Source organism: Acetobacterium sp. MES1 (genome assembly GCF_002237635.1).
GTDB lineage: Bacteria > Bacillota > Clostridia > Eubacteriales > Eubacteriaceae > Acetobacterium > Acetobacterium wieringae.
Genome location: NZ_MJUY01000008.1, coordinates 29,695 through 44,829, shown reverse-complemented (window position 1 = coordinate 44,829; position 15,135 = coordinate 29,695). Strand labels below are relative to the sequence as shown.

Below are 15,135 nucleotides of genomic sequence, written 5' to 3'. Positions count from 1 at the left end.
TTATTCCATTCTTAAACGTTACTCTTGACGGTAGGTTGCCATAAACCGTTCCAACCGATCCATGGTTTCAATCAGATCTTCAGGGTGTGGTAAAAAGACGATTCTGAAATGATCTGGGTGAGGCCAGTTAAAACCGGTACCCTGAACCATCAGGACATGTTCTTCTTTTAGAAAATCCAGGGCAAACTGGACATCACTGGTGATATTAAACATTTCGGTATCAATTTTAGGAAAGACATAAAATCCGGCCTTGGGTTTGACACAGGACAAGCCCGGAATCGCATTGATCCGCTTACAGACAATCTCCCGCTGTTCATAGAGCCGTCCGCCGGGCTTGAGCAGGTCATTCATGCTCTGATAGCCACCGAGTGAGGTCTGGATCGCATGCTGTCCCGGAACATTGGAGCACATTCGCATATTGGAAAGCATCTTGATGCCTTCGATATAGTCCTTTGCCCCCTCCTTATTGCCGGTTAAAATCATCCAACCGACCCGATAGCCAGGAATCCGATGGGATTTGGACAAGCCGTTTAAGGTCACCACCAATACATCTTCGGTGAGCGTTGACATCGGGATATGAACATTATCATCATAGAGAATCCGGTCATAAATTTCATCGGCAAAGATAATCAGATCATTTTCCACCGCCAGATCAACGATTCCCTCTAAAATCTCCCGGGGATAAAGGGCGCCAGTGGGGTTATTGGGGTTGATGACGACAATCCCCTTGGTATTGGGGGTAATCTTACTGGCAATATCCGAAAGATTGGGATTCCAGTCGTCTTCTTCATCACAAGTATAATAGACCGCATTGCCACCCGACAGGTTGACGGCAGCCGACCACAGCGGGTAATCCGGTGCTGGCACCAGAATTTCGTCCCCGTTGTCCAAGAGCGCCTGCATACAAAAAAGAATCAGTTCGCTGACCCCATTACCCAGAAAAACATCATCGACCTTCAGATCCATCAGTCCCTTGGTCTGATAATGCTGAACCACGGCCTTTCGGGCCGAAAAAATGCCCTGGGAATTACAGTATCCTTCAGCGGTTTTCATGTTATATTTAATATCCTGAATAATTTCATCCGGGGCATTTAAATTAAAGGGGGCTGTATTGCCCGTATTGAGCATAATAATGTCAATGCCGTCCCGCTCCATGCGATCCGCCTCTTCGACCACCGGTCCTCTAATATCATAACAAACGTTGTCCAACTTCTTCGACTTTTTCACAGCTTTCATCACTACACTCAACTCCTTTAATATTAAATTTTAGATAAGACTACTCCAATGTATGGTCCTTTTTCATTTTTTCGATGATGTTGCGGTAGCCTTTGCCGTGTTTGAGGCAGCGATTGACCCGGCTGATGGTGGCCGAACTGGCTCCGGTCAGTTTTTCGACATCAATAAAGGTTTTTCCCTGGGACAGCAAGTAGGCAATTTCAAAGCGGTGAGCCATGTCTTCGATTTCTTTGATGGTACACAGGTCTTCCAGTAACAGATTACAATCCTCTTCGGTTTCAAGGGCTAAAATCGCCTGGGCCAGGACTTTTCTTTTTGCATTTGCTTCCATGGAGATTCCTCTTTCATTTCTTGTTATTCATCTGGGATGATAAAGAAATTTTCTTCCTAAAAAATTTTATCCATTGACACTTAATCTTATCTTTAGTGTATAATATGTTATCATAACACATTGCTGTAAATAAATAAATTGAAAGGTTGAACTTTATGAAATTATATAATACCTTGACCCAGCAGAAAGAAACCTTTGTCCCGATTGAAGCGGGCAAGGTGCGTATGTATTCCTGCGGCCCGACTGTTTACAACTATTTTCATATCGGCAACGCCCGTCCCTTCATTGTTTTTGACGTGCTCCGCCGATTTTTGGAATATACCGGCTATGAGGTCACCTTTATCCAGAATTTTACCGACGTCGATGACAAAATCATCAATCGCAGCCACGAAGAAGGGATTTCGCCGGGCGATGTTTCTGAAAAATACATCCAGGAATACTTCACCGATGCCGATGCCCTGGGCATCAAACGGGCCTCGGTCCATCCCAAGGTTAGCGAGCACATGCCGGAAATCATTGACATGATCAAAACCCTAGAAGAAAAGGGACTGGCCTATAACGTCGATGGCAATGTCTACTACCGTGTCGATGCCTTTAACGATTATGGTAAATTGTCCAAACAATCCATTGATGATTTAAAATCCGGTGCCCGAATTGACGTCAATGACGAAAAAGAAAGTCCTCTTGATTTTGCCCTCTGGAAAAAGAAAAAAGACGGCGAACCCTATTGGGAAAGTCCCTGGGGTCAGGGACGACCAGGCTGGCACATTGAATGTTCGGCGATGTCCAAAAAACATCTCGGTGAAACCATTGATATTCACGGCGGCGGCCAGGATCTGATCTTCCCCCACCACGAAAATGAAATTGCCCAATCGGAAGGCTGCTGCGGCAAACCCTTTGCCAACTATTGGGTCCACAATGGCTACATTAATATCGACAACGAGAAAATGTCCAAGTCCAAGGGCAACTTCTTCACCGTCCGGGATATTGCCAAAACCTTCGATCTGGAAGCGGTTCGGATGTTTTTACTGATGGCCCATTACCGCAGCCCGGTCAACTTCAGCGAACCGCTGCTAAAACAGGCCGCCAGTGCCCTGGAGCGTTTATATACCGCCAAATTCCAGATGGACTTCCTGCTTGAAAATGCCACTGCTAAGGCAGCCACCGAAGCCGAGCAGGTTTGGATTGATTCCCTTGCCAAATACAAAAACGATTTTATTGCTGCCATGGACGACGATATCAACACCGCCGATGCCATTGCCGTAATTTTTGAGCTGGTTCGGGATTTAAATTCCAACCTTGATGCCACTTCTTCCCAACCGGCAATCATGGCTGGCCAGAATACTTTTGCCGAACTCACCGGTGTTTTAGGGCTGGCGGTAAAAGAAAAAGAAACCAATCTGGATGAGGCGGTAGAAGATCTGATCGCCCAGCGCCAGGCCGCCCGTAAAGCCAAGGATTTTAAGCGGGCTGACGAAATCCGCGATGAACTGCTGGCTAAAGGCATTGTATTGGAGGATACCCGGGAAGGTGTTAAATGGAAAAAAGCCTGACCCTTACCCCCGAACCCACCGAAAATCTCAAAACTATAAAGGCCACCATCGACAGGCACTACACCCGGGAACAGGCCGCTGCCATGAATCCCCTGGCTTTGGCCTATCTCGGCGATGGAATTTATTCCGATATGATTCGAAAATATCTGCTTGGCTGTGGTCACCAGAACGTCAACTTCATGACCAAAACCGCCATCCACTATGTCCGGGCCAGTGCCCAGGCCCAAATCATCCGGGAACTGCTGCCTGAGCTTACCGAAGCCGAGCAGCGGATCTTTAAACGGGGCCGTAATACCGCCTCTCAGGTTCCCAGGAATGCCAACCCGTCTGACTACCGCTATGCCACCGGGTTTGAAACCCTGATTGGCTACCTTTTTCTTTGCGGTGAGACGGAGCGGATGAATGCCCTGATTGTTCAGGGCATTGCGATCATCAACCAAAGCCTCAACTAACAAAAGCTCTGCTTCAGACAAATACCTGAAGCAGAGCTTTTCATTTTTATTGCATTAGTTTTGTACGATGACCGGAGCCGCCTCCCAGGTATCAAAGATGGTTCTCTGATACCACCGGAACATAAACAGTTCGTAAGCCAGACAAACGATTTCCGAGATGAAGAATCCATACCAGACCCAGTCCAGACCGCCAGCCTGAGCCAGCAGGTAAGTAACCGGCAAGAGCACCACCATCTGGCGTATAAAGGAAGCAATCATGCTGACATAAGCTTTCCCGATGGCCTGAAAACTGACACTGAGCATAATCGAAATTCCCGCCAACGGAAAAGCCAGACTGATGCTGCGCAGACAGTTTACCCCGATTTCCATCATTTCGGATGACGGATTAAAAGCCATCATAATCTGAGCCGGGAAAATCCAGAACAGTACTGTGCCGATGATCATAATCGAGAGGGCAGCAGTAATTGCGACCTTTAGGGTTTCATTGAACCGTTCCCGGTTTCTGGCCCCAAAATTAAAGCCGAAGATGGGCATGGCCCCCTGTCCCAATCCAAAGATGGGCATAAAGATGATCGATTGAATTTTAAAGTAAACGCCGAAAACTGCCACCGCTGACATCCCAAATCCGGCCAGGATCAGATTGTATCCGGTAATCATCAACGAGGCCAATCCCTGCATAATCGCTGCTGGCAAACCGACTTTAAAGATGTCCTTGACGATTTTTGTTTCATAGTGAAACACCTGATAGTCCAGTTTGAGATATGACTTTCCGCTTTTAAAGACAATCAACAGCATATAAACCATCGCAAAAAGCTGACCGATGACCGTGGCAATGGCCGCACCGGCTACCCCCAGGGCAGGGAAACCAAACCACCCGAAAATCATAATCGGATCCAGAATAATATTGGTCACCGCACCAATAATCTGGCCCACCATCGGTTGGATCATTTCACCGGTTCCCTGTAAGGTTGAAAAAGCTGCCTGGGTAATAAAACTACCAAAACAAAACACCGTAACAATCATCAAATAGGCGCGACCCTGAGCAATGATGTTGGCGTTATCGGTGAACAGACTGATAAACGCTTCGGCCGTAAAGAATCCCAGGATTCCCAACACGGCGGCGATTAAAACCGCCAATAGGAAACCATGCTCAGCCACGTTGGCTGCCTCGCTGTTTTTATTCTGACCCAGCCGCCTGGATATGGCTGAATTAATCCCAACTCCCAGACCCACAAAGCAGGAGATAATAATCATCTGAATCGGAAACGCCAGAGAAACCGCCGTTAGCGCTTCTTCCCCGATTTGCGCCACAAAGATACTGTCGACAATATTATATAAAGCCTGAATCATCATTGAAATAATTGCTGGTATGGACATTGAAAAAAGCAGCTTGGGAATGGGAACGACCCCCAATTTGTTCCTTTTTTCTGTTTTTGTGTCTTTCATAGGGCACCTCCTCTGATTTTTTCTAACTATTGTATCAAAAAACCCGGATCCAAGGACAATGTCAGCCTCACACCCAGGTTCCATTTAAGATCTAATTACTTCTTCTTTTTTGAAATTTCTACTTTTACTTTACGTTCTTTGATTATTTTGCCGTTTAGTTTCTTTTCGACTTTTTTAGCTTGCTCTTCATCCACATCGACAAAGGTAAACTTGTCATACATGTCAATGTTACCCACTGCTGACGATGGAATTCCGCATTCACCGCAGATCGCTCCCAGAATATCCCGTTTCTGGGCATGATCCTTTTCACCGACACTGATAAACAACCGTTTGGTTTTTTCCGGGCCAGCCCGACGAGAACCACCATCTCTGGATCCGCCATCACGACGGCTGCGTCCATCCCGACCGTCTCGGCGAGGACCACCATCATTCCGTCGGGGACGTCGTTCAACGGTGTTAAGGTCTTCAGCTTCTGACAACGGTAATTGGGCCTGCAATAAAACAGCGGCAATGGTCTCGGCTGTATAGCCTTTTTCGACCAGTTCGTCAATAATTTTTAAGTAGGTGTCCAGACTGCCTTTTTCAGTGCCCTTTTCGGCACGAATCTTAAAGCGTTCGTGGAAATGGGCAATCTTGATGTCATTGATGACTTCACTGGTAGGAATTAAATCCCGTTCGATACTTTTTTTAGTGTAATCGGTAATCTTCTTGAGTCGAAACTGATCTCTTGATCGTGCCAGGGTCAGGGAAATCCCGCTTTTTCCAGCCCGGCCGGTTCGCCCAATTCGATGCACATAGTATTCTTCATTATCCGGTACATCGTAATTAAAGACGATATCCACGTCATCCACATCAATACCCCGGGCCGCCACATCGGTTGCCACCAGAATATTTAGTTTACCGCGACTGAAATCTTTTAATACCGCCATTCGGGACATCTGGCGCATGTCGCCATGAATCTTGTCGACCGAATAACCCAATTTTTTCAGATCATCCGTGATTTCATCGACATATTTTTTAGTGTTACAAAAAATAAGTGAACGCTGAGGTTTGTACACATCCAGCAAACGGGTTAACGCTTCAAACTTATGGTGATCGCTGATATTGAAGTATTTCTGCTCAATACTGGTTGCGACCATGGTTTTCGGCGAAATTTCGATCATTACCGGATCTTTCTGGTAGGTTTCAGCAATTTTTAAAATCGGTTTTGGCATCGTCGCTGAGAATAACACCGTCTGAATATCATGGTCAATTTCATCGAGAATCAATTCGATATCTTCCCGGAATCCCATGTTTAACATTTCATCTGCTTCGTCCAGCACTACCATCGAAACATCACTCAGTTTCAGTGTTTTTCGACGCATATGATCCATTACCCGGCCGGGGGTGCCAACAACGATCTGAACCCCGGATTTAAGGTCTCTGATTTGACCTTCAATGGACGCCCCACCGAAAATCGGCAGAACTTTTACGCCTTTCTGGTATTTTATTACTTTTCTAAACTCGTCTGAGACCTGTACTGCCAACTCACGGGTTGGGCATAGAACTAAAACTTGTACTTTCTTTATGGAAGGGTCAAGCTTTGTAATGGCTGGAATGGCAAAGGCAACAGTTTTTCCTGTTCCGGTTTGCGATTTTCCAATGAGGTCTCCTCCCATCATCAATTGTGGTATCGCTCGCTCCTGGATTTCGGTCATTTCTACAAAGCCCATTTCTTCGATGCCTTGCAGTAGTTGTTCATTAATTTCTAATTCTGTAAATTTCATTTAGTATCCTTTCTCGAATATATAACATCTTATTTTAAACCAAACTAAAGAATAAAGCAAGTTTGTTTTAGATTCATTAAGAAATAGTGCTTCTGTTTCATGTGGTATTTGAATTATTTCCGGTTTTGCACCTTTGTATAAAATTTCTGGCCATCAAGTATACGAATAGTGTATAATATGGTTATACACATATCATGTGTTTATCTTATTCGTTCATACTGAGTTTATGAATATTTTTTGGAGGAAACACGATGTCTACTTTTGGTACCCGATTAAAACGACTACGCATTAATAAGGACATGACCCAGCAAGATTTTGCTGAGCATTTTGATTTAAACAAGAGCTCAATTTCCAAGTATGAGAAGGATAAAAACCTTCCTGAAAACCAGTTGCTGGTTGAAATTGCCGATTATTTTGATGTATCGGTTGATTATCTGCTTTGTCGGACTGACAATGCCACATCTCTCAATGATGCTAAACTCAAATCTGAGGGTTCATTAAACTCAGCTGAACAATTAGTTAAACCATTGGATATGAAAGACCTGCTGGGGCTGTTCGGATACGCCATGACCAGCGAAGAGGGCAAGCGGGAAATTCTCGATTTTATTAACTTCAAACACGAAGTTTTGCTCCAACATTACGCCAAAAAAGAATCCTAAAAAAAGAAGCTGTTTTCGGACAGCTTCTTTTTTTATCAACTTAACCGATTGGTTCCATTTTTTCCAGGCTCTTAAGCCATTGGGTGGCATGAGCATCCGAGGGCATCCGCCAGTCACCCCGGGGCGAAAAGGAGACCGAACCGACCTTGGGCCCATCGGGGAGACAGTTGCGTTTAAACTGCTGGCCAAAGAAACGGTGATAAAAGTTTTTCAGCCATTTAAAAATGACTGCCTTTTGATAGACGCCGTCAAAGGCCTTGCAGGCCAGAAAATAAACTTTTTCCGGTGAAAAACCATGACGAACCATTTGATACATGAAGAAATCGTGAAGTTCGTATGGTCCCACGGTTTCTTCCGTTTTCTGGGCAATTTTTCCATCGGCATCCGGCGGCAGCAGTTCCGGAGAAACCGGGGTCGCCAGAACATCATAAAGAATTTTGCGAATGTCTGCTTCCGGCGAATGGTCGGCCACCCACTCCACCAGGTAGCGGATCAGGGTTTTTGGCACACTGGCATTGACACTGTACATCGACATATGGTCGCCATTATAGGTGGCCCAGCCCAGTGCCAGTTCCGAAAGATCCCCGGTACCAATAACAATTCCCCCCAGTTTATTGGAAAGATCCATCAGAATCTGGGTGCGTTCCCGGGCCTGGGAATTTTCGTAGGTGATATTGTGAAGATCAATGGGGTGGCCGATATCCTTAAAGTGAGCGGTACAGGCCGCCACAATCGAAATCTCATGGAAGCTGGCACCGAGACCCTTAATCAGGGCTACGGCATTGTCGTAGGTGCGGTCAGTGGTGCCAAAGCCCGGCATGGTGACGGCATGAATTTTTTCCCGGGGAATACCAAAGCGGTCACAAACAGAGACACAGACCAGCAGCGCCATGGTGGAGTCCAGGCCCCCGGAGATCCCCACCACCATCGGGGCGTTACCGATATGAGCCAGGCGGGTCGCCAAACCAATGGTTTGAATATTAAAGATTTCTTCACAGCGTTCACTGCGACGGTTGGGATCTGCCGGAACAAAGGGCTGCGGGTTGACCTCCCGATCAAAATCATTGGTGCCCGAAGTTTCAAAGGTAATGGTTCGGTAAAAACGGTTATTAAGCAGATCCACCGAATCGCCAAAGCCATGCTGCATTTGGCGGTCATGATTGAGTGATTCCACATCAATATCGCAAATCAGCAATTCATTACCCAGGTTAAATTTGGGCAGTTCTTTAAGTAGTATCCCCCGTTCACAGATCATCGCATTACCACCGAAAACCAGATCACTGGTGGATTCCCCAAACCCTGCTGAGGCATAGAGATAAGCTGCATTGCAGCGTCCGGATTGGGAGCGGATCAGTTCCCTGCGATAATCACTTTTGCCCACCACCTCATTGCTGGCAGAGGGATTAAGAATCACCGTGGCACCAGCCAGAGCGTGAAAGCTGCCCGGTGAGATCGGCACCCATAGGTCTTCACAAATTTCGACGGCCACCACAAATTCTTCCCGATGAACATGCTTAAACAGCAAATCCGTCCCAATCGGAACCGCTTGGGAACCGATTGGAATTTCTGTCTGATTCAATGATTTTGCCGAAGCAAACCAACGTTTTTCATAAAACTCCTGATGATTGGGAATATAGGTTTTGGGCACAATCCCCAGAATTTTACCATCGTTTAGCAGCGCTGAACAATTGTACAAACTGCCATTAATGGCCAGGGGCAGACCCACCACCAGCAGCATTTTTTTTCCGTCTGACCATTGGCACAGGCTGTCCAGAGCCTTGACGGCGTTTTTCTGTAGCTCCCGCTGAAAAAACAGATCACCGCAGGTATAGCCGGTAATCCCTAACTCCGGAAACAACAGCACTTCCACGCCCTGATCCCAGGCCTTTTCTGCCAGACTAATCATTTGCCTGAGGTTATATTGGCAGTCTGCCAATTTAAGTTTGGGAACAGCGCAGGCTGTTCTAAAAAAACCATATTTATGCATTTAATTCACCTTGTATCTTTTTAATTTTCAACGTAACTGTTTGAATGACCTTCATTATATCCCCATTTCAGCTCCAAAACAATCATATTTTATTTTCCACAGCCTGTGTCTAATCAACTATTTTTTATTAACAATTGACCTGTTCATTGTTTTCCCATTACATTGGCGCTATTGGGGGGTTCTCCCAATAGTCAACAAGGTTATCCACATTGTCCACAGGTAAAACCAATGTTCTCCACAGCTTTATCCGAATCCTATCCACATTTTGTAAGTTATCCACAGTTTTTCTGTTAATATATCTTGTGTCTTCACCCATAAAAAAAATCAAGATCTGGGATCTTGATTTTTTTATCCACTATTTTTTTGTGGCTAAAGCAGCTTTGACGAAACTCTGAAACAGGGGATGCGGTTTGTTTGGTCGGGATTTAAACTCCGGATGCGCCTGAGTGGCCACAAACCAGGGATGATCCTTGATTTCAATCATCTCAACAAGCACCCGGTCAGGTGACATCCCTGAGAAAACCAGCCCTTTTTCTTCTAATTGGGGAATGAAATCATCATTCACTTCGTAGCGATGACGATGTCGTTCGCTGATATTTTTCTCGCCATAAGCTTCCATGGCTTTGGAGCCTTCCAACAATTCGCAGGGGTATAATCCCAACCGCATGGTGCCGCCCATATCAATAATTTTTTTCTGCTCTTCCATCAGGTTAATCACCGGATAAGGCGTTTCCGGATCCAGTTCAATGCTGTGAGCTCCGGTAAGTCCGGCTACATTACGGGCAAACTCAATGACAGCTAACTGCAGACCCAAACATAGTCCTAAAAAAGGTACCTTGTTTTCTCGAGCATATTGAATGGCGTGGATCTTGCCTTCCACCCCGCGGTGACCAAAGCCGCCCGGAACAATGATGCCGTCCAGATCTTTGAGTACCCGGTCAACATTCTCTTCATTGATGTCTTCGGAGTGAATCCACTTGATGACAACTTCAGAATTATTACCGATCCCACCATGACGCAGGGCCTCAGCCACCGATAGATAGGCATCGTGAAGTTCCACATATTTTCCGACTAAGCCGATGGTTACCTTGTTTTCCAGACTTTTAGCCTTTTTTACCAGATCTTTCCATTCGGTCAAATCCGGTTCTTTACACTCGATATGGAGTTTTTCACAAACCAATTCGGCCAGGCCTTCTTTTTCAAGCATTAAGGGCACTTCATAAAGTTCAGCGGCATCCATATTAACTACCACCGCTTTTTTATCGACATTACAGAACAGTGAAATTTTCCCCTTAAGGCCTTCTTCGACCTCTTTTTCAGAACGGAGCACAATAATATCCGGCTGAATCCCGATACTTCGGAGTTCTTTTACCGAATGCTGGGTCGGTTTTGTTTTCAGTTCACCAGCTTTTCCCAAAAAAGGCAGCAGGGTTACATGGATGTACAAAACATTTTCAGCCCCCAGATCGCCCTTGAATTGTCTGATCGCTTCCAGATAAGGCAGGCTTTCAATATCCCCCACGGTGCCGCCGATTTCAGTGATGACGACATCGGGATGACTATACTCCGTGACCCGCAGGATACCATCTTTTATTTCATCGGTAATGTGAGGAATAACCTGAACCGTTCCGCCCAGGTAATCGCCGCGACGTTCTTTTGAGATAACATTCCAATATACTTTTCCGGTGGTGACATTGCTGTACTTGGACAGGTTTTCGTCGGTGAATCGCTCGTAGTGACCCAGATCCAAATCGGTTTCGGCGCCATCATCAGTCACAAAAACTTCCCCATGCTGATAAGGACTCATCGTTCCAGGATCAAAATTTAAATAAGGATCAAATTTCTGAATCGACACTTTAAGCCCTCTGGACTTAAGCAGCCGTCCCAATGAAGCACTCGTAATGCCCTTTCCTAAAGAAGATACTACACCACCAGTGACAAAAATATACTTTGTTTGCATTAATTTACCGACTCCTTTTTCTTTTACATTTTCGTATTATTTCAACAAAAAAATCACTGCAAAAAATGAGTTTTTTTTTTGCAGTGATGCAATTAACAATACTACTAGTTTAACAGTTTTTTTATAAAATACAATAATAATTTTGTTTTAACTATCAACTTTTTTATGATACCATTTTTTTCTTAAAGAATAAAGAAAAAAACACAAATAAAATGGCACAGCGAACCCAATATTACAAAAATGTGAAATAATTCGTGAAAGCCGAAGTTTTTGCCGAAGTTTGGCTTTTTGACGGCGTAAATCACCCCGCCGATGGTATACATGACCCCACCGCCAACCAGCAGCACAAAACCCGGCCGAGGCAAAGCCTGATACAGCGGCCCTAACACAAATAGCGCAAACCACCCCAGAAAAATATAGAGACCGGTGCCCAGCCACCGGGGCATATTGATCCAGGCCACTTTAAGAATAATCCCGACTAGAGCCACCCCCCAGATTGCCACCATCATCGCTACCCGCATGGTTCCCGTTAAGCAAAGCAGACAAAATGGGGTATAGGTTCCCGCAATCAGAATAAAGATCATGGCATGATCCAGTTTTTTCAGATGCAGAATTTCTTCCTTACTGCCATATGATGCATGGTATCTAAAGCTGGTGCCATATAGGCAGATCAGTCCCACTCCAAAAGCCAGTACCGAAATGAGTGTCAATGGGGTCAGATTATCCTTTGCAACAATTAAAATCAACATCGCAATAATGCCAAAGATGGATAATATTGCACCAATTAAATGGGTTAATGCATTCATCGGTTCTCTAAACTGATTCATATTTTGTCCTTTCTGTTACTCAATCATTTGCTTTTATCACTATACCATACTTTTAAAATTTTGTGAAATCAGGTCTCACATCACAAAAACACCTATTTCAATCATGCAAAGATCAAAACAGGTGTTTATCCAACCAAAATACTATTATCCTACCTATTTCGAACTGTTACCTCATCAAAGTCATCGTGGGTGGTCATTTGACCAGGTGGAATAATACAAAAACCCTCCTGCCACTGGCCGGTTACCAATTTTTCAAGCGGTGAAATGCTCCCCTGATCGACCACCACTTCCAGTCCGATGAGTTCCCCAATATCATTCACCCGGGGCAGCGAATTATCGACTGAGTAGGCGCCAGTATCAATCAACATCAGGTTTTTATAGTTCCGAAACATAATATCCATGACTTTCCTAGCCCGACTTTCGCCGTACTTTTCCCGGTTATGCGCAAATTCTTTATCAAGAGACTTTTCCCCCCGCAACCAGCCCTCAGTCAGAAAGTAGGTCGATGTTCGAATCCGCTCCAGCTCTTCTTTTTCTGAAAGCAGGATATCAATGCAATCCCCATAACGGGGAATAATCAAAGTGGCCGTGTTACTTTTTAACCCCAACAATCCGTTGCCGCAATTGCCATAGGCAAACAAGAGTTGATCATATTCCTCTTCAGCTTTGTCTATTTCTTCCTGAAGGGCGTTTTTCAATCGTTCCGGAGAGTCATGGAGCAGATTGGACATCCAGACGGTATCCAATTCTACACTGTTTTTTTTCAATGCCAGTTCAACCTCATCCTTGATGGTTTCGCAGGCAATTAATAATCGCTTCATTTATTTTTTACACCTTTTTTCTGTTTACGCTTTCAAGCGTATTATTTATGGACTATTTTTCTGCACTATTTCCAGTATAACCAAGAATCCCTGTTTTTCAAGAAAAAATACAGATAAAATTTCCCCTCGATAATTTTTTGTCGGCAACCGACTTTATGTTATAATATCATCGTCAATTAATCTTAATATTAGGAGAAGAAAATGGATAAAAGTATGTTCCGAAAAGAAGTTCTGGCACGCCGTAAAGAAATTTATTGTGCCGATACCGATGCAAAAATTATCGAACAATTCCTGGATAGTGATCTTTATAAAAACGCCGACTGGATTATGGCCTATGTCAGCTTTGGCACTGAAATCTATACCCATGATTTTATCAAAAAAGCCCTGGCCGATGGTAAACACATCGTGGTTCCCATCTGTAACATCGAAGATCATACCGTTACCCTGTCAGAGTTGATTAATTTTCCCGAAGATCTGGAAGAGGGCCACTATGGAATCCTCGAAGTTCGTGCCGAATGTATGCGAATTGTCGATCCTAAAAAAATCGATCTGGTGATGGTTCCCGGCTGTGCCTTCTCACCCTCCGGCCACCGGATGGGCTTTGGCGGCGGCTATTATGACCGTTTTCTGGAAACTGTCAGTGACGATTGTATCACCGTTGCACTGATTCGTGAAGACTTTATTTTTGACAAAATCCCCATGGAAGAGCATGATAAAAGCGTCCAATTCATGGTTACCGAAAAATGTGTCAATTGTTGTCCAATTCAGGAGGCCTAATTTAACATGAATGTTACCGAAGCCATCAGCTACATTGAAGCAACCCATAAGTTTGGCACCCGGTTAGGGCTGGACAGCATGAGACTCCTACTGAATGCCATGGACAACCCCCAGGATAAGCTTAAATTTATTCACATTGCCGGTACCAACGGCAAAGGATCCACTTCCACCATGATCGCCACCGTCTTAAAAACCGCCGGATACAACACCGGTCTGTTTACCTCTCCCTTTCTGGAAGCCTTTAATGAACGGATCCAGTTAAACAATGAACCGATTGATGATGACAGTCTGGTCGCCGCCACTACCTTTGTCAAGGAACGGATCGAAGTGCTACTGGAGCAAGGCGAACCCCACCCGACCGAATTTGAAATGGTGACCGCCGTTGGTCTTCAATACTTTTATGAAAAACAGGTGGACTTTGTTGTGCTTGAAGTTGGAATGGGCGGAAGGCTTGATGCCACCAACATCATCAAAGATCCATTGGCGGTAGTGATCATGGGGATCAGCAATGATCACACCGACTACCTGGGAAACACCCTGGCTGAAATTGCCTATGAAAAAGCCGCCATTATCAAAGAAGGCTCTGATGTCGTTGTCTATCCTCAGGATCCCGAAGCCTTAAAAGTCATTCTTGACTTTGCGGAGTCCAAAAATGCCAATACGGTTTTGGTTAACCCCGATGATATTTCAATTCTAAGCCATACCACCCACGATCAGACCCTGAAATATCGGGGCGATCACCTCTATCTGGATGGCTTTTCCTTAAAACTGCTGGGTGATCATCAATCCCTGAACTGCCTGACCGCGCTGGAAGTCATTGCCCTGCTGATTCGCAAAGGCTATTCAATCACCTCCGGGCAGATTAAAAAAGCGCTGGCTAATGTTGTTTTTCCGGGGCGTTTTGAAATCTTTCGGGAAAATCCGGTGATCCTCATCGATGGCGCCCACAACAGCAATGGGATCCAGGCTTTTGTTAATAATATGAAGCAATATTTTCCCAACCGCACAATCAACCTGTTTTTCGGAATGCTGGAAGATAAGGACATCGAAGAATCCTTATCTTATCTGGTGCCCATCGCCAGCACCATTCACACCCTGACGCCCAACAGTGACCGGGCCATGCCAGCCGATAAAATGGCCGCATTAATCAGCACTAGCTATGGCAAAAGCGTCGATTTCTACGACAATATGGATGACGCCGTTAACAGCATTAACCTGACCCGAACAAACGAAGTCAATGTATTTGTGGGTTCCCTTTATATGATTGGTGAAGCCCGCACCCTGATCCGGAAAAATTTACTGTAAAACTAAGCTTAAAAT

The 15,135-nt window shown here is 45.0% G+C and carries 13 protein-coding genes; 5 read left to right on the top strand and 8 right to left on the bottom strand.

Translation table 11 applies throughout. The annotated features are described in order from the left end of the window. Window positions 1-18 precede the first annotated feature (18 nt). Together BI182_RS02470 and BI182_RS02465 are read right to left on the bottom strand one after the other, a co-directional pair. On the bottom strand, window positions 19-1,236 hold the full coding sequence (locus tag BI182_RS02470) for a pyridoxal phosphate-dependent aminotransferase (protein ID WP_070369501.1): 1,218 nt from the start codon (window positions 1,234-1,236) through the stop codon (window positions 19-21). Window positions 1,237-1,276: 40 nt separating this feature from the next. Next, entirely contained in the window at window positions 1,277-1,567 is a 291-nt protein-coding gene (locus BI182_RS02465; protein ID WP_228879140.1) for a YerC/YecD family TrpR-related protein, read from the bottom strand. A 155-nt stretch (window positions 1,568-1,722) separates the two neighbouring features. Between BI182_RS02465 and cysS the strand changes: the two genes are divergently transcribed. Next, window positions 1,723-3,120, top strand: a complete 1,398-nt coding sequence (gene cysS / locus BI182_RS02460) for a cysteine--tRNA ligase (RefSeq protein ID WP_286805274.1) — start codon at window positions 1,723-1,725, stop codon at window positions 3,118-3,120. Further along, on the top strand, window positions 3,105-3,572 hold the full coding sequence (locus tag BI182_RS02455; protein ID WP_286805272.1) for a Mini-ribonuclease 3: 468 nt from the start codon (window positions 3,105-3,107) through the stop codon (window positions 3,570-3,572). Before cysS ends, BI182_RS02455 begins: the two co-directional genes overlap by 16 nt. A 54-nt stretch (window positions 3,573-3,626) precedes the next feature. On the opposite strand, the gene BI182_RS02450 is transcribed toward BI182_RS02455, so the two are convergent. After that, window positions 3,627-5,018 (bottom strand): MATE family efflux transporter, encoded by a 1,392-nt coding sequence (locus tag BI182_RS02450; RefSeq protein ID WP_286805271.1) that lies wholly within the window; start codon window positions 5,016-5,018, stop codon window positions 3,627-3,629. 95 nt (window positions 5,019-5,113) lie between these two features. After that, window positions 5,114-6,784: a DEAD/DEAH box helicase gene (locus BI182_RS02445; protein WP_286805269.1), complete on the bottom strand. Its 1,671-nt coding sequence runs from the start codon at window positions 6,782-6,784 to the stop codon at window positions 5,114-5,116. A gap of 251 nt (window positions 6,785-7,035) precedes the next feature. Here BI182_RS02445 and BI182_RS02440 point away from each other — a divergent pair, with 251 nt between their 5' ends. Then, on the top strand, window positions 7,036-7,443 hold the full coding sequence (locus BI182_RS02440; protein WP_084633417.1) for a helix-turn-helix domain-containing protein: 408 nt from the start codon (window positions 7,036-7,038) through the stop codon (window positions 7,441-7,443). A gap of 40 nt (window positions 7,444-7,483) precedes the next feature. On the opposite strand, the gene BI182_RS02435 is transcribed toward BI182_RS02440, so the two are convergent. The 4 genes from BI182_RS02435 to BI182_RS02420 form a co-directional block, all read right to left on the bottom strand. Beyond that, entirely contained in the window at window positions 7,484-9,430 is a 1,947-nt protein-coding gene (locus BI182_RS02435; protein WP_286805266.1) for an NAD(+) synthase, read from the bottom strand. 355 nt (window positions 9,431-9,785) lie between these two features. Beyond that, complete coding sequence (pyrG, locus tag BI182_RS02430; RefSeq protein ID WP_070369507.1) at window positions 9,786-11,390, bottom strand: CTP synthase; 1,605 nt, start codon at window positions 11,388-11,390, stop codon at window positions 9,786-9,788. A 182-nt stretch (window positions 11,391-11,572) separates the two neighbouring features. Further along, window positions 11,573-12,217: a PAQR family membrane homeostasis protein TrhA gene (gene trhA / locus BI182_RS02425; RefSeq protein WP_070369508.1), complete on the bottom strand. Its 645-nt coding sequence runs from the start codon at window positions 12,215-12,217 to the stop codon at window positions 11,573-11,575. A gap of 149 nt (window positions 12,218-12,366) precedes the next feature. Beyond that, a complete protein-coding gene (locus BI182_RS02420) occupies window positions 12,367-13,038 on the bottom strand; it encodes a DUF1638 domain-containing protein (protein ID WP_286805263.1) in 672 nt (223 codons plus the stop codon). Between the two features lie 201 nt (window positions 13,039-13,239). Between BI182_RS02420 and BI182_RS02415 the strand changes: the two genes are divergently transcribed. Together BI182_RS02415 and BI182_RS02410 are read left to right on the top strand one after the other, a co-directional pair. Then, on the top strand, window positions 13,240-13,815 hold the full coding sequence (locus tag BI182_RS02415) for a 5-formyltetrahydrofolate cyclo-ligase (protein WP_070369510.1): 576 nt from the start codon (window positions 13,240-13,242) through the stop codon (window positions 13,813-13,815). Window positions 13,816-13,821: 6 nt separating this feature from the next. Further along, a complete protein-coding gene (locus BI182_RS02410) occupies window positions 13,822-15,120 on the top strand; it encodes a bifunctional folylpolyglutamate synthase/dihydrofolate synthase (RefSeq protein WP_286805261.1) in 1,299 nt (432 codons plus the stop codon). The last annotated feature ends 15 nt before the right edge of the window (window positions 15,121-15,135 follow it).

Excerpts from the sequence above, each read along its gene's own strand:
- BI182_RS02470 (WP_070369501.1), bottom strand. The coding sequence starts at position 1,236 with ATGAAAGCTGTGAAAAAGTCGAAGAAGTTGGACAACGTTTGTTATGAT.
- BI182_RS02465 (WP_228879140.1), bottom strand. The coding sequence starts at position 1,567 with ATGGAAGCAAATGCAAAAAGAAAAGTCCTGGCCCAGGCGATTTTAGCC.
- cysS (WP_286805274.1), top strand. The coding sequence starts at position 1,723 with ATGAAATTATATAATACCTTGACCCAGCAGAAAGAAACCTTTGTCCCG.
- BI182_RS02455 (WP_286805272.1), top strand. The coding sequence starts at position 3,105 with ATGGAAAAAAGCCTGACCCTTACCCCCGAACCCACCGAAAATCTCAAA.
- BI182_RS02450 (WP_286805271.1), bottom strand. The coding sequence starts at position 5,018 with ATGAAAGACACAAAAACAGAAAAAAGGAACAAATTGGGGGTCGTTCCC.
- BI182_RS02445 (WP_286805269.1), bottom strand. The coding sequence starts at position 6,784 with ATGAAATTTACAGAATTAGAAATTAATGAACAACTACTGCAAGGCATC.
- BI182_RS02440 (WP_084633417.1), top strand. The coding sequence starts at position 7,036 with ATGTCTACTTTTGGTACCCGATTAAAACGACTACGCATTAATAAGGAC.
- BI182_RS02435 (WP_286805266.1), bottom strand. The coding sequence starts at position 9,430 with ATGCATAAATATGGTTTTTTTAGAACAGCCTGCGCTGTTCCCAAACTT.
- pyrG (WP_070369507.1), bottom strand. The coding sequence starts at position 11,390 with ATGCAAACAAAGTATATTTTTGTCACTGGTGGTGTAGTATCTTCTTTA.
- trhA (WP_070369508.1), bottom strand. The coding sequence starts at position 12,217 with ATGAATCAGTTTAGAGAACCGATGAATGCATTAACCCATTTAATTGGT.
- BI182_RS02420 (WP_286805263.1), bottom strand. The coding sequence starts at position 13,038 with ATGAAGCGATTATTAATTGCCTGCGAAACCATCAAGGATGAGGTTGAA.
- BI182_RS02415 (WP_070369510.1), top strand. The coding sequence starts at position 13,240 with ATGGATAAAAGTATGTTCCGAAAAGAAGTTCTGGCACGCCGTAAAGAA.
- BI182_RS02410 (WP_286805261.1), top strand. The coding sequence starts at position 13,822 with ATGAATGTTACCGAAGCCATCAGCTACATTGAAGCAACCCATAAGTTT.